The sequence below is a fragment of the Bacillus sp. BHET2 genome, assembly GCF_005938125.1.
Lineage (GTDB): Bacteria > Bacillota > Bacilli > Bacillales > Bacillaceae_B > Rossellomorea.
Genome location: NZ_VCQN01000005.1, coordinates 207,554 through 220,653 on the forward strand (window position 1 = coordinate 207,554; position 13,100 = coordinate 220,653).

The following is a 13,100-nucleotide window of genomic DNA, read 5'->3' on the forward strand; positions in this document are numbered from 1 at the left end:
GGTTTTTTATCTGTTCTATTTTCCAACGGGTGGTTGATCAAATGTACCAATCTTTTGTCTCGTTTCAAGCAACATCGTTTCCCTATCATAGAACAATCCAGGAAAATTTCATCCTCATGCAAGTATATTCAATTTCAGGGAACGCTAACAAAAGACCAACGTATCGGTCTTAGATGATTAAACTTACACATTAGAAAGGAGTCATACATCATGAACAATAAGTTATTATCAATCCTAGGTGGATCCGTACTTGCTGCGTTTCTTCTTGTAGGATGTAACGCAAAACAGGAGCCGCCTCCGGAAGACGAGGCTCCAATAGAAGAAAATGATAACATGGATGAAAATGACGATATGAACGACGGGGACATGAATGAAGAGAACTACCCTGAGTCAGAAGATAAAAACGTCGATGGTGACAAAGACGCAACGAAAGATAAGAACACACCTGAAGAAGATGTCATAGAAGATGATATTGATGTGAAGGATAAGGATAATAAGGACGAGTAGAAAAAAAGCGCAGAAGCAAGAGTCTTCTGCGCTTTACTCTATTCTCTTAGCATTGATGATATAACGTTCTTCGGTACTTGAAAGATATTCAAAGGGATAACATGTTGACAAAGTGAGGATTTCCTCTGGATTTGTTGGAATAAGTATTGAAAGGTCTGTTTCATCTATAATTAGTGTCTCAAAGATCTCATATTTATGAGTTGTACGATCAATTTGAAAGAGTATAATATCCCCAATTTGAAGGTCGCCCATTTTTTTGAATACGGTATCACGATGACCGGCTAGAAATATTCGATCTTTTTGCCCAGGGAGTTTGGTGGTTGAGTAGTGACCAACCCCTTTTTCCAGTTCAGATTCGTCTGTCCCTTCAATAACCGGAAGTTGCTTGTTTAATTTGGGGATTTCAAGAATTCCAATAATATCCCCAGTATGAAACGAATATTTGAAAGAAGGTGACTCTAAATGACTTTTATCTGTACTCTCTTTAACTAAAGATTGGGCTTCTGCTAACGCAATATTTTCTTTTTTATTATGAGAAATTAATTGATAGGCGGAGTAGATTAGTAATGTGCTTCCACTAACCAATAGGAAAATACTAACTATTTTTAAAGCGTTGAACTTCACTGTTGTTCACCCTTTTAAACTGAATAAATTGAATATATTCCAAAAACTCCTGCTTAGTTAATCCCTCCTCTATAGCCATCCTCACTAATTGTATCCATTCCTCATCAATATCAGGTTGGCAATCAAGTACTTGATTTAGTGATACTCCAAGTGCGGCAGATAATTTATCAAGGATTTGTATACTGGGGTTTTTCTGAATTCCTCTTTCTATTGAACTTAAATATGATTTTGAAATGCCCGCACGATTAGAAAGTTCAATAATGCTCATTCTTTTTTTCTCCCTATATTTTTTTATTTTATCACCTACCATTAATCACAGTCCCTTCCTAGATATATATTCATTATATAGAACAATTTGTGTTTTATAAATAACGAAATACTAAGAAATTAAAAGAAAATTCAATTAAAAGAAAGGAAATCAACTTTTCAAGCGTAATTTTCAGAAAATACAAGACTTTAGACTTAAGAGATGCGTGTATATACTAATAACAAAGAGTGTTCGATAAAACGAACGTTCGTTTTCTACTGAACGAAACAATATATATTTCTAATGGTACACGAAAGGAGTTAAGGAGAATGTATAAAAAAATTTGCACTCGTTGTACACGCTCATCATTTAGTAGCTCTGAGATCGGGCAATGGTTATGTCCTTCTTGCGGGTATGATTTAACTCAATCCCATTTTTATAAGGCAACAATGTACCAAAATGTTTCCCAAAAAGTCCTACCAATAAAGAATAAGATAGAAAATTATAAAAGATATGAAATTTAATATAATATTTTATTCGACATTTTTCTTTAAATGATTTAATAAAAAAAGAGAAAACAGTATATATTACACTCTTAAATGTAAAAAAATAGGTATATTTGTAGGAATAAGAGGGAAACATTATTGTCAGAAAAGACAAAAAACAACACGATGTATAGATTTCTATTAGTATAATAGGTATAGCTACATCGGAAAATGAATAAGTCAGATAAAGGCAAACCTATTGAAAAATAGGGACGCAAAGTCACAGATCTACGGTAGAGATACGTTTATTAAAGGGCTTAAAAACGTATTTAAACTATGATGGCTGGATTGCCTGGAATACATACATGTATTTTAGGGGGAGATTCTAATGACAAATCGTGAACTTGATCTTGAATGGCTAGAATTGATTAAACAAGCATTGGAAGCTGGAATTTCTAAGCAAGAAATCAGAGAATTTCTTGATACCCCATCGGGAGTAATGAAAGCAGAATAAAAAATGATTTCACATAAATAAAGTCTTGCGAAAGTTTCGCAAGACTTTATTTATTACCCAATTTCCATTTATTAAATTCAATAAATTCACGGAATTGGTCTTTAGAAATACCGGAATCCATAGCTTCTTCAGCAATCTTCAGCCACTCGTGGTCAATATTTTGATCCTCTGGTTGGTCATGTAGCAAAGCGTCCATAGGAATTCCTAATGCAGATGAAACCTTTTCAAGAAATTGAATGGACGGGTTTTGTTGAAGGTTACGCTCTATAGAGCTTAAATATGATTTGGCGACACCAGCTTTTTCAGCAAGTTCAGTCATAGACATTCGCTTTTCTTGTCGATATTTCTTTACTCTTTCTCCAATCATTGAGCACACCTACCTAAGAACATCGTAATAAAAGAATTTTTCATGAAAGTTATAAAAAATATCCTATTATATTAATTATATCAAACAGCTAACTCTTGCTCTAGATAAAGTTTATCTAATTTCGAATCATTACACCCTTGGTTTTGCCGTCACCGGAAAGCGTGGTTTGGAAATCATTTTCTCCCTGAATTCTCGAATCAATTCATCCCCAGAATACCCTTTTTGTACTAAATCATCGAGAAGTATCTCTGCATATTCATTCCGCTGTTTCTTCAATTTCCCTTCAAACATGATGCTGATATGGTCATCCATTTCTTTAATACAACGAATGGATGTCATGAAAGCAGCCGGATCATTGGCTTTATGAGAAATCACGACTTGTATCTCCAAATCTTTCTTGCTTTGTTGAGCCTTTTGAAAGAACTCGATATGTTTATTCGACAAATACGTTTCAACAAGCCACGTACTATGCCTATCTTCTTTATTAATAATCAGACCGTCCACAATCTCAAAGTCATGCAGTTCTTCATTTTTCACAACTTGCAGTGAAATCACTTTAAAGGTTTTCATGAACGAACAACTCCCATTTAAAGGTTTTATAAAATTATATCATAGGGGCAAATGTTTCCCTAATAAATTCACCAATGAAAAAAAGGCCGAAAGATGCAATTTCGTGTTTTTGAACAAGATTTTGATCAAAATGAGGAAAATTCACCTAGGCGAATTTGGCAAATTCAAAGGATTATTGCCTCGAATTTCGGAAATTGAGGATTTTACAAGATTTGGGTATGGTTGTAAGATGAAAACACATTAGGAGAAGGGAGGGAACGAATCCAATTGATAAACCAAGTGACCCTGGTGGGGAGGCTGACCAAAGATCCCGAAGCAAGAAAAACCACAGAAGGAAAATCTATCCTTAGCGTGACGGTTGCCGTAAACCGGCCCTTCAAGAATCAGCAAGGTCAAATCGATACGGACTTTGTACTTTGTACGCTATGGAATCGTGCGGCTGATAATACGGAGAAGTACTGCAGGAAAGGATCCGTGGTTGGTGTGACGGGACGCATTCAAACCCGTTATTATGACAATGATCAAGGAAAGCGGACGTATATAACCGAAGTCGTCGCTGAAAATGTTCGATTTCTGGACAGTAAGCCATCATCGTCTTCTACATCCGAACCAAGTAAGAAAGAACCAATTGAATTGCCGTTTTAATATGATCAAAAAGGAGATGGTATCGTGGCAGCCCTGCAAGAACTTGAACAACGAATTGACAGAATGGAGAAGTTAACAGAAGACCTCATCAAAAAAGTGGCAAGAGCCAACGTCGAAAATTTCTACTTATCCCAGCGTGTGACGGCCCTTGAACAAGGATACGATTACCCGAATCCTGTTCTAAAAACCTCATCCTGAATCACCCCCACCTAGAATTCTTTCCATACGAATCATCCAACCTATAAGCTTTGTCTCAAAATCCAATGGTCACCGCAACATGCCTCTGTATTTCCTCATTAGAAATAATTATGTGTAGCAGTGAGTAAAGTAAGTGTTTTGTTCCCCTTAATGTCTTCATATTGAGCTGGTTTCCTTTTTGGGGAGGCTGGCGTTTTTTTGGTTTAGGGTACTTATTATATGAGTAAATAATAATGAATATTGTCGTTCACAATTTGGCCCGAGTTTTGTGGAAAGTGGCCCGATAAAGGTTAAAAGTGGCACAATAAAATGCAGAAGTGGCCCGATAAACCCCAATAGTGGCCCAATAAATAAACAATCCAAGGTGAGTAAAGTTAATTTTACAATTATACTTGTAATTTATGTATAAACCACCACACTATAACCCAATTCCTAACAAAAAACCCCTTTCCCATAAGGAAAGAGGCAAATCAACAAATCTATTCCAACACCAACAACGATTCCAGATCGTGATCCGATAATTCGGTCACCCACTGATCGCTTCGAATGATTTCATCGTTCAATGCCTGTTTCTTCATTAACATGGCATCGATTTTTTCTTCAAGGGTACCTGAAGAGACCAATTTATGGACGTGGACGAATCGCTTCTGGCCGATCCTGTAGGCACGGTCGGTGGCCTGGTTTTCAACGGCAGGGTTCCACCAACGGTCGTAGTGGACGACGTGGTTGGCTGCAGTCAAGTTGAGTCCGGTACCGCCGGCTTTCAGTGATAACAGGAATACTGGGAATTCTCCATTTTGGAATTTCTCCACGAGTTCATCCCGTTTTCCTTTTGCCATGCTGCCGTTCAGGAATGGTACCTTAACATCGAACTCTTCTTTCATCACTTCCTGAATCATTTCCCCCATTGAAATATACTGGGTGAAGATCAGGCACGCTTCACCAGACTCCAAAGCGGTTTCGACGATATCCTTCAGCTTCTGCATCTTTTCAGAGCGGGAGAGGATTGACTTTGGATCTGGTTCTTTTAAATAAAGAGCAGGGTGATTACAAAGCTGCTTCAGCTGATTCAGCATTTGCAGAATCAACCCTTTCCGTTCAAAGCCGCTTAGTGTTTCGATTTTTGCCAGCGTATCTTTCACGAGCTGTTCATAAAGAGCTGCCTGCTCGGCAGTCAGGTGACAATACTCTTTCTGCTCGAGTTTTTCCGGAAGATTCAGTTCTACTTCAGGATCTTTCTTGGTACGACGCAATAAGAACGGTTTGATTTTCGCCTGAAGCTCTTTGACTTTTTCCTCTGATTCATCTTTTTCGATCGGCGCAATATAGTTTTTCTGGTATTGCGTGAATCCTCCAAGATAGCCGTGGTTCAGGAAGTCAAAGATCGACCAAAGCTCGGATAAACGGTTCTCCATCGGGGTTCCCGTCAATGCAATATGATGTTTCCCGCTCAACTTGCGGATGGCACGTGATTGCTTTGTATTGGCATTCTTGATGTTTTGTGCCTCATCAAGTGAGATCGAGGTCCATACGACTTCTGATAATTCGTCATAATCGATATGGGACAAACCGTAAGACGTTAGCACCACATCGACACCTTTGATTTCCCTAGCAAAATCTTCACCTTTCGTACGGGTCGGCCCATAATGAAGATGAACCTTCAAGCCGGGTGCGAATTTCTCCAACTCTCGCTGCCAGTTTCCGAGAACGGAAGTAGGTGCGACGATCAGGGATGGAGTCTCGGGCTTTTCCGTTTCCTTCACATGTTGCAGGTACGTGATCAGCTGCACCGTTTTTCCGAGTCCCATGTCATCAGCAAGGCAGGCGCCAAAGTTGAACTTTCGTAAGAAGAGCATCCAGCTCATCCCAAGCTGCTGATAGGGACGGAGCTCACCGATGAAGGCATGGGGAGTTTCTGTCAACGGAATCGATGACACATTCGTTAGCTGATGAATCATCTTTTTCATAGAGCGATTAAGTTCTAGTTGAATACGAGCATATTTATAAGGATCATGCTCATCGTCCTCCGGCTCTAGATCCGATTCATCGGAATCGCGGGGAACGAGCTCCTGCTCGAGCATATCCTGGATTGAGATCCCTTCCTGCTTCGCTTTTGTCATCATTTGCTGAATCCGGCGAATCATGGCAGGATCCAGTTTCATCCACTGACCGCGGATTTTCACCAAACGGCGCTGATTATCGACGAGTTGATTAAAGTCATCCTCGTTCAGGTCGACTCCGTTCATGGATAGACGCCAGTCGAAATCGAGCATGGCATTCAAGCCGACGAAGGATTTACGATAGCTTGTGTCCGTGTTTTTAAGCTTGGCTTTGACCATCACTTGCGCATCCTTCATTGCTTCCCACCACGATGGCAGGAGGATTTCAATGTCTAAGTCGATCAGTTTCTCACTAAGGACCGATAAAAAGTCCCAGGCATCATGCTCACCGAGAGTCGTCCGGAGGGAGCCATCCGCATCACGGAGAATCGGCAACATCTTCATCCAGCGTTCCTGTTCTTCCGATACGTCTGGCAAATGTTTTTTCCAGGAAGGGGGGACGGTGTCTTCTGATAAGGACACGATCTTACTCGTTTTCATCCGGTCACGTAGAATCGTTTCAAGTTCCCAGGACTCATCCTCATCAAGAGGTTCAGAAATCCGGAGCCCCATCGAAAATGGGAGTTCGTCATCAGAACCTGCAATCCAATCACTCCAGCGCTTCTCATCGAAATACGCATCCAGCTCCTCAGACGTAAGCGTACTTTCCTTCAACTTCTGGATCCGCTTCATCGCACTCGATCCACCGGAAGCCATCGCCTCATTCAACGCACCCTGAAACCAGTTTTCTGTTAAATTTTTGAGGGACGGACCTCCATTAGGCAGCTCTTCCTCCCAAAACTCTTCGTTGAAATTCGACCAGACTTCATCAGGGATATGGTACTGCAATCCTTTTTCCTGCCATTCTTCGAACCTTGGGAGCCAACGGCCTGCTTCCACCGCTTCGTAAATGACAGGGGCAATCGCAATGCATGCTTGCCCGGTTTCATCCCAGTCCCACTGGATCATGCTGCTAAAATGTTCGCCTGCAAGGAGGGTCAGAAACTGCCACTCCGTCACAGGGATTCCGTTGCCGTCATCCTGAAGAAGGGTCCCGTAGTAGCTCTCTTCATGCCAAAGGAACAGCTGGCCCTTCCAATCTTTTGTCGGCAGAAGTTCTCCTTCGTCGTTTTCCGCAGTAATGAAGAAACGGTCTTCATATTCAGTTGTATGGACATTGATTTTTACGGAAGACAGTTTAAGCATCGATTAACTTACCCTTTCTGCACTCTTCTTGGAACGCTCGTAATCGCTTGTATTTATTCAGAATAAAGGTTAGATACACGTCCCATTTATCTGTTTTCTTCGTTTTTTTATAAATCGTACGGATCTTCTTCATGTAGCGAACTGCGAGTTTGTAGCTATCACGATTCTTCTGATCAATCGCTGCCATCACGCCAGTATAATAGATAGGAAGAGCGAGCTCCGGTGCTTCCTTCGTCACATCCCTGAGTCCCATACCTTCCATTTCCGCGATGCTGTAATTCATATATTTTTGCAACTCGACCCATTCTCGGTAAGCTTTCGCGCTAATGAGATACTCATTGTATGAGAAGAAGCTGTACGGAAGCATGGAAAGAAGAAGCTCATTCACAAGTGCACTGTCCTTTTCCATCAGCCAATCCATCGGTAAAATCCGCACAAACCAGCGCACGAATCGAGTCGCTTCATAGTAGTCGAGGGTTTCAATATGTGCCGTCAACCTTGATAAGATGTTGCGGACTAAGAAGAACCCTACTTCATAACGCTTCCCTACGAAAAATTTACGGAGCCAGAATTCACTAAATGCAACAAGTTCTGTACCAAGCTCATCAACCACTTTACCCGCTTTGTCCAAATCCTCGAGGAGTAAATATTGATGGAGGAGCGCGACGCTGTAAAAGACAGAATCATGTTCACGATCCTCCTCTAAGCGGGCAACCTCTTCGCGACGCCACGACTTCTGCTTAAACAAGTAATACCATAGGAAGCGGTACACTTCAGCTTTCATCAACGTACTATTCTCTTTGGAATCACTCATCTCAATCGTCTGCTTTTTCAAAAAAGCTATATACGGATCAAAACTGAAAGGCATGGCATGAATCGATAGCTTCTCGACGGCATCTTCCATTTCACCCAACAAGAAATCATACATGCTATACTGTTCCCGGCTCAGCGCCACATTTCTTTTTTGTAAAAAAAAATCGATGTGAATCGAGAGATAAAAGGTTGCAAACAGCTGATAAAGAGGCTTCCATTCCCGTTCGAATGGGGCTTCCTTCATGTATCTTTTCGTTATATTTTGTACGAGTACATCCATTAAATAGGGCTGTCTTTCAAGTGACTCCAAGTCTTCCTGCTTCAGAAGGGAGTCAAAGAATTGCCACCATTCCTCAGGCGTGTTGCCCCGCGTTTTCCGTTCGTTTAGTAAATCACTTGCCTTGCGGAGAGCCCCTGAACTGCTGTGCTTTTTCAACAGATCATCCAAAGACTGGGATTCCTGACTTGAAGACTGAGACTGGCTCCGCCAATTCTGAATCCACTCACTAACCCGTCCAACTTTGTTGTATAGCATAAAAAAGGTCGCCATTTGATGCCGGCACCAGCTATTATTAGGACACGAGCATTTGCTTAAAAGCGGGAACGATAAATTCAGTTCCAGGGAGACAGGGGTCACATCCTGCACATCCGCTGTCACTTCTTCATCCCGTACCTTCACGTTTGAAACCAGATTCTGACGGAACAACAGAAGGCCCTTCGAAACGACATTCTTGCTCTCATCCTGATTCGGGTCAAGCATACCCTGTATCGACTGACTCATGGGAAGTAACTTATCCTTCAACTCCTGAATACGAATCGACATCAACCAACCTCTCCAATCTATAAAATCGCATTCTTTTATTATAACGCAAAAGGAGGGGGAAAAGGAATATGTGGGGTGGGTAAGTGGTGGAAGAGGATATAGGGATTTGTCGAAATGTGCGGGGGTGCCAGGCACCAGGTTGGGAGTTGGAGCCTGACCGGGAGGCGGTGATGTGAAGTTGATAATAAAATGTTAAAGTCGATAATAAGTGAGGCTAAGTCGATAATATAGGAAGAAAGTCGATAATAAATAGCTCCAACTCGATAATAAAACCCGAAAAGTCGATAATAAATCCTCGGGACCACTTCTTCACCCGTTGAAAACGACCCAATCACACCCTTACTCCTTCATATGCACGTAAAAAGTCTTCCCGTCATACACATTCACGCTATCCAATCGCACTTTTTCATCATTTCTCCAATAAAAATCCTTATTTTCCGGAAAGCGCAGCACTTCATCATCCCGTTTCGCAACCATCACAGGATTCTTCGAGGTCCGTCCCTCAACGATTACCTTATATTCCTTACCACGAAAATAGGTCATCCCATCCCCATACCAGTCAACAAACTTCCCCGATGTTAATGAAAATCCCATATACTGAGAAATCACTTTGGGAATGTCAGTATTGTCAATCAACCCAACCGGCTTATCCGGTCCATATGCATATAAAAAGACGTCTTCGCCGGTGTGGCCGTGGGTGGTGAAGCCTAATTTGGCACGTTTCGTCATCAGCTTGACCATGATATTTTCCAGATCCTCATGAGTTTTTGCATCTTCCAGGGCAGAAGATTCTTTTTCACTCAGATCCCCCAACCCATAGTTTGAAAGGACCTCTTTTAAATTGGAACGATCCTTCTTCAGTTGAGAAACGGCCCCTTTTACGGTCAGCTCGGCTTTCTTCAAAGGTTCAACAAACTTCCCGGCAGGTAGACGTTTATAATCACCATTCGTTCCTTGATTCCCAAGCGTCAATCCACTATTCCCATGATCCGTCACGGCCACGACCATTGTATTCCCGTCTTTACGGGCAAAATCAAGGGCTTCACCGACTGCATCATCAAAGCTCAATACCTCGCTGATCATTCCAACCGGATCATTTTTATGAGCGGCCCAGTCCACCTTGCTGCCTTCGACCATGAGGAAGAACCCTTTATCACCTTTGGATAATCGGCCAAGTGCCATACGAGTCATCTCTGCTAAGGAAGGCTCATTAGGCTTTAATTTCGTCCGATCCAGTTCATAGGAAATATCTTCGTCTGCGAATGCGCCCCAAAGTTTAGCGGAACCGGAACTGTTTAGAAGTCCGTCCCTATTCAAAACCAAATCATACTCGGCTGAGTTCAGGGTTTTTACTAAGTTCTCGCCATCTTCCCGACTGACTTGTTTCGTTTTGAGCATGCCGTCGTCGTTTTTTATGTGGTGTTTAGATTGGGGTTTTAGCCATGCAGCACCTCCACCTAAAACCACATCTAGACCTTGGTACACTTGTTGCTCACCGATATCCCCGAATTCATCCCGGTTCAGGACATGAGACGTGAACGCAGCCGGTGTGGCGTGCTGGACAGGGGAGGTGGATACGATGCCAGTCTTATAGCCTGATAATTTGGCACCTTCAAGGACCGTTAATACAGGACGGCCATCCCGGTTCATTCCGATGTAATCAGCCTTCGTCTTCATACCGGTTGCCATGGCAGACCCTGCGGCAGCCGAATCAGTGATCGCTGAGTGAGCGGAATAGGTACGGACCCCGCCTACCAGGATCTTGTCTAATTGAAGGTCCGTCCCTCGATACCAACGGGATAGGGTGAGGATGTCGGAGTTGGTACCATCCATGATGAGGAGGATGACGTTTTTGTTGGGTTGGGTTGCGGATAGAGCGGATTGTGGCAGAGAGAGGGTCACGAGGGTTAGGATGGTGGTTAGGGTGATGAATTTCTTGAGAGTATTCATTGTGATAAACTCCTTTTCGATCGTGGTTAACCAATAGTATTTGTTTGAAGGAGAGGAGTATGTATTTTTCATAAAAAAAACCAGCTCTTCCGATAAGAGCTGGCCATCCATTATTTTCGTTCTAGAATCCCCAACAACAAATTCTCCACTATCGTCGGAAGATCAAATTTTTTCAAATCTCTCAACTTTACTTTATCCCAATCAAGAGCAGTGATGAAAGCAGCCCCTTTTTGTAAAGCGGGGATCTCATCAGGATACACGATATAGTATTCTCCTGCTTTCACTCCGGACTTTATTTGTTGCTCTCCGTTTACGGCAAGCCCCGTTTCTACTTTGAGTTTTTCCACGGTGCCTTTTTCAGTAAGAACCCAAATATATTTGTGAGCGCCATCTTTTTCAACGGCCGTTACAGGAACAACAAAAGCTCCCTTTACTTCTTCTGTGATGATGGATAAGAACACGTGGTGACCGGAAAGAAGCTTGTTATCGGGTTTTTGAAGCTTCACTTCTACCGGGTACATGCTATCAGTTTGGATATGTGGATTGTTTTTAGGGAGTGTAGCAACTTTTGTGACAATCCCTTTCTGTGTCTTCTTCTCAATATCCGACTGGACCGTTGCGTTCATGTTTTCATCTACTGTGATGATTTCTTTTTCCGTTAGATCTGTCGTGACGATGGTAGCCTGTGAGGCAATGGTGATCAATGGATTATCGATGGTATGGGACAGGTCTTTGATGGTCCCATCCACACTGCTTTGCACGGTAAGAGTCGTTTCGTATGACTCAATATCGGATATTTGTCGCTCTAAATTGTCAATCTGACTTTCTAGGCGGTCGATTTCCAATTCTTTAGCGGCGATTTCTTTTTTTAGGTCATATTCTGATTGAAGGGCACTTGCGTCAATCGGAATCTCTTTTTCGTCGGTTGAGCTGGATGGAAGAGATGATTCCAATCGTTTCAAATCTGAAATATTGTCTTCGATACTATCGATTTCGTCTTCATATTGATCAACTTCTGATTGTAATACACTTTTTTGTTGAGTTTGATCGGTTACTTCGTATTCATAGAGCGGTGTTCCGGATTTGATTTGGTCCCCTTCTTTTACGAGGAACGTTTTAAAAGAACCGAATTCATCGTTGAAGTAGATGTAGCTCTCTTCTTCAGAAGCGACAACTCCTGCTTTCGGCAGCTCTTTCGCAAGATCCCCTTTAGTGACGGGCTCCCATTCTGAGATCCGGACTTCCCGGTCTACTTTACTGTTTGCTTTTTCAATGAGAAATGTATTAGCACCTATAAAAAGGAGCGACACAGTGAGGATAGTATTGAAAATGGTTCGTTTATGCATGTTTGTTCACAGCCTTTTCACGTTTAGAGTAGAGTTGAAATACTTAGATTGGCCAATAATGCATGTAGAGCCCAGATGAAAAGATTAGTCAGAAGAATCACTAGCCAGATAATCCAATTTTTCTGATTGGTTAAACGCTTGATCCCTTTATATTGAATAAAGAATACCCAAACCTTGAAAAGAGTGAAGCTTCCCAGTAAATAAATAATATATGTATTAGAAGTAAGGTATTGGGCTATAACTCCCAACGATAGTGGGGAAGAGTACCATTCAAGCGAGAAAAAGAGTGATAGCGGTACATAGGTAAGCTGTTCAAATAACAAAATCAGTAATACTAAGCCCTGTGCCATAACAAGTTTTCGGTATTCACCTTCATCAGAAATGGTCCAAAAAATGAGTGAACAGAAAAAGAGAATGATAGCTGCATAAAGCAGTCCAGATAGTATTCTGCCTAAGAAGAACAGGAATTTTTCCAATTCATACGTAATTGGTGAAAGATTAGTCAATTCTTTAGATAAAGGATCCATTCCAATCCCAAAAGAAGATATGAGACCAAATACAAAAATGGATAGTAACATAAGGTGAAAAACCTTTTTTCTATATCCCTTAAATTCTTCTATTTCTCTAAGTTGATAAAAGAAGAGTGATGGTTTCGTTAACCCTCTGAAAAGTCTGACTTCTTTATGCATAAAATGTAGTCCCCCAG

Annotated in this window: 13 protein-coding genes and 1 riboswitch; of the genes, 4 read left to right on the forward strand and 9 right to left on the reverse strand. The window is 41.6% G+C overall.

Features of this window, described 5'->3' with window-relative positions:
* Window positions 1-210 precede the first annotated feature (210 nt).
* Window positions 211-507, forward strand: a complete 297-nt coding sequence (locus FGG79_RS18130; protein ID WP_138780922.1) for a hypothetical protein — start codon at window positions 211-213, stop codon at window positions 505-507.
* Between the two features lie 33 nt (window positions 508-540).
* On the opposite strand, the gene FGG79_RS18135 is transcribed toward FGG79_RS18130, so the two are convergent.
* Both FGG79_RS18135 and FGG79_RS18140 read right to left on the reverse strand, forming a co-directional pair.
* On the reverse strand, window positions 541-1,131 hold the full coding sequence (locus FGG79_RS18135) for a class D sortase (RefSeq protein WP_138780924.1): 591 nt from the start codon (window positions 1,129-1,131) through the stop codon (window positions 541-543).
* Entirely contained in the window at window positions 1,103-1,441 is a 339-nt protein-coding gene (locus FGG79_RS18140) for a helix-turn-helix domain-containing protein (protein ID WP_138780926.1), read from the reverse strand. The genes FGG79_RS18135 and FGG79_RS18140 overlap by 29 nt, the downstream gene beginning before the upstream one ends.
* 661 nt (window positions 1,442-2,102) lie before the next feature.
* Window positions 2,103-2,219: riboswitch (cyclic di-GMP riboswitch) on the forward strand.
* A gap of 32 nt (window positions 2,220-2,251) precedes the next feature.
* On the opposite strand from FGG79_RS18140, the gene FGG79_RS18145 reads away from it, so the two are divergent.
* Window positions 2,252-2,377, forward strand: coding sequence for an anti-repressor SinI family protein (locus FGG79_RS18145; RefSeq protein WP_138780928.1), 126 nt, complete (start codon window positions 2,252-2,254; stop codon window positions 2,375-2,377).
* A gap of 46 nt (window positions 2,378-2,423) precedes the next feature.
* On the opposite strand, the gene FGG79_RS18150 is transcribed toward FGG79_RS18145, so the two are convergent.
* Together FGG79_RS18150 and FGG79_RS18155 are read right to left on the reverse strand one after the other, a co-directional pair.
* The gene (locus FGG79_RS18150) at window positions 2,424-2,744 is read right to left on the reverse strand and encodes a helix-turn-helix domain-containing protein (RefSeq protein WP_138780930.1); all 321 of its coding nucleotides are present in this window, start codon (window positions 2,742-2,744) and stop codon (window positions 2,424-2,426) included.
* 129 nt (window positions 2,745-2,873) lie between these two features.
* A complete protein-coding gene (locus tag FGG79_RS18155; RefSeq protein ID WP_138780932.1) occupies window positions 2,874-3,314 on the reverse strand; it encodes a YwpF-like family protein in 441 nt (146 codons plus the stop codon).
* A gap of 267 nt (window positions 3,315-3,581) precedes the next feature.
* Here FGG79_RS18155 and FGG79_RS18160 point away from each other — a divergent pair, with 267 nt between their 5' ends.
* Both FGG79_RS18160 and FGG79_RS21915 read left to right on the forward strand, forming a co-directional pair.
* Window positions 3,582-3,959 carry a single-stranded DNA-binding protein gene (locus tag FGG79_RS18160; protein WP_138780934.1) on the forward strand — a complete coding sequence of 126 codons (378 nt, stop codon included), beginning with the start codon at window positions 3,582-3,584 and terminating at the stop codon, window positions 3,957-3,959.
* 24 nt (window positions 3,960-3,983) lie between these two features.
* Entirely contained in the window at window positions 3,984-4,157 is a 174-nt protein-coding gene (locus tag FGG79_RS21915) for a hypothetical protein (RefSeq protein WP_171050994.1), read from the forward strand.
* A 479-nt stretch (window positions 4,158-4,636) separates the two neighbouring features.
* Here the strand turns inward: FGG79_RS21915 and FGG79_RS18165 are convergent, their stop codons facing one another.
* From FGG79_RS18165 to FGG79_RS18185, 5 genes are all read right to left on the reverse strand, one after another.
* Window positions 4,637-7,462 (reverse strand): DEAD/DEAH box helicase, encoded by a 2,826-nt coding sequence (locus FGG79_RS18165; RefSeq protein ID WP_138780936.1) that lies wholly within the window; start codon window positions 7,460-7,462, stop codon window positions 4,637-4,639.
* Window positions 7,455-9,098 carry an SWIM zinc finger family protein gene (locus tag FGG79_RS18170; protein ID WP_138780938.1) on the reverse strand — a complete coding sequence of 548 codons (1,644 nt, stop codon included), beginning with the start codon at window positions 9,096-9,098 and terminating at the stop codon, window positions 7,455-7,457. Before FGG79_RS18170 ends, FGG79_RS18165 begins: the two co-directional genes overlap by 8 nt.
* 339 nt (window positions 9,099-9,437) lie before the next feature.
* Entirely contained in the window at window positions 9,438-11,048 is a 1,611-nt protein-coding gene (locus tag FGG79_RS18175; RefSeq protein WP_138780940.1) for an alkaline phosphatase, read from the reverse strand.
* A 110-nt stretch (window positions 11,049-11,158) separates the two neighbouring features.
* Window positions 11,159-12,394 (reverse strand): efflux RND transporter periplasmic adaptor subunit, encoded by a 1,236-nt coding sequence (locus tag FGG79_RS18180; RefSeq protein WP_138780942.1) that lies wholly within the window; start codon window positions 12,392-12,394, stop codon window positions 11,159-11,161.
* 23 nt (window positions 12,395-12,417) lie between these two features.
* Window positions 12,418-13,083 carry a hypothetical protein gene (locus FGG79_RS18185; protein WP_138780944.1) on the reverse strand — a complete coding sequence of 222 codons (666 nt, stop codon included), beginning with the start codon at window positions 13,081-13,083 and terminating at the stop codon, window positions 12,418-12,420.
* Window positions 13,084-13,100: the final 17 nt, after the last annotated feature.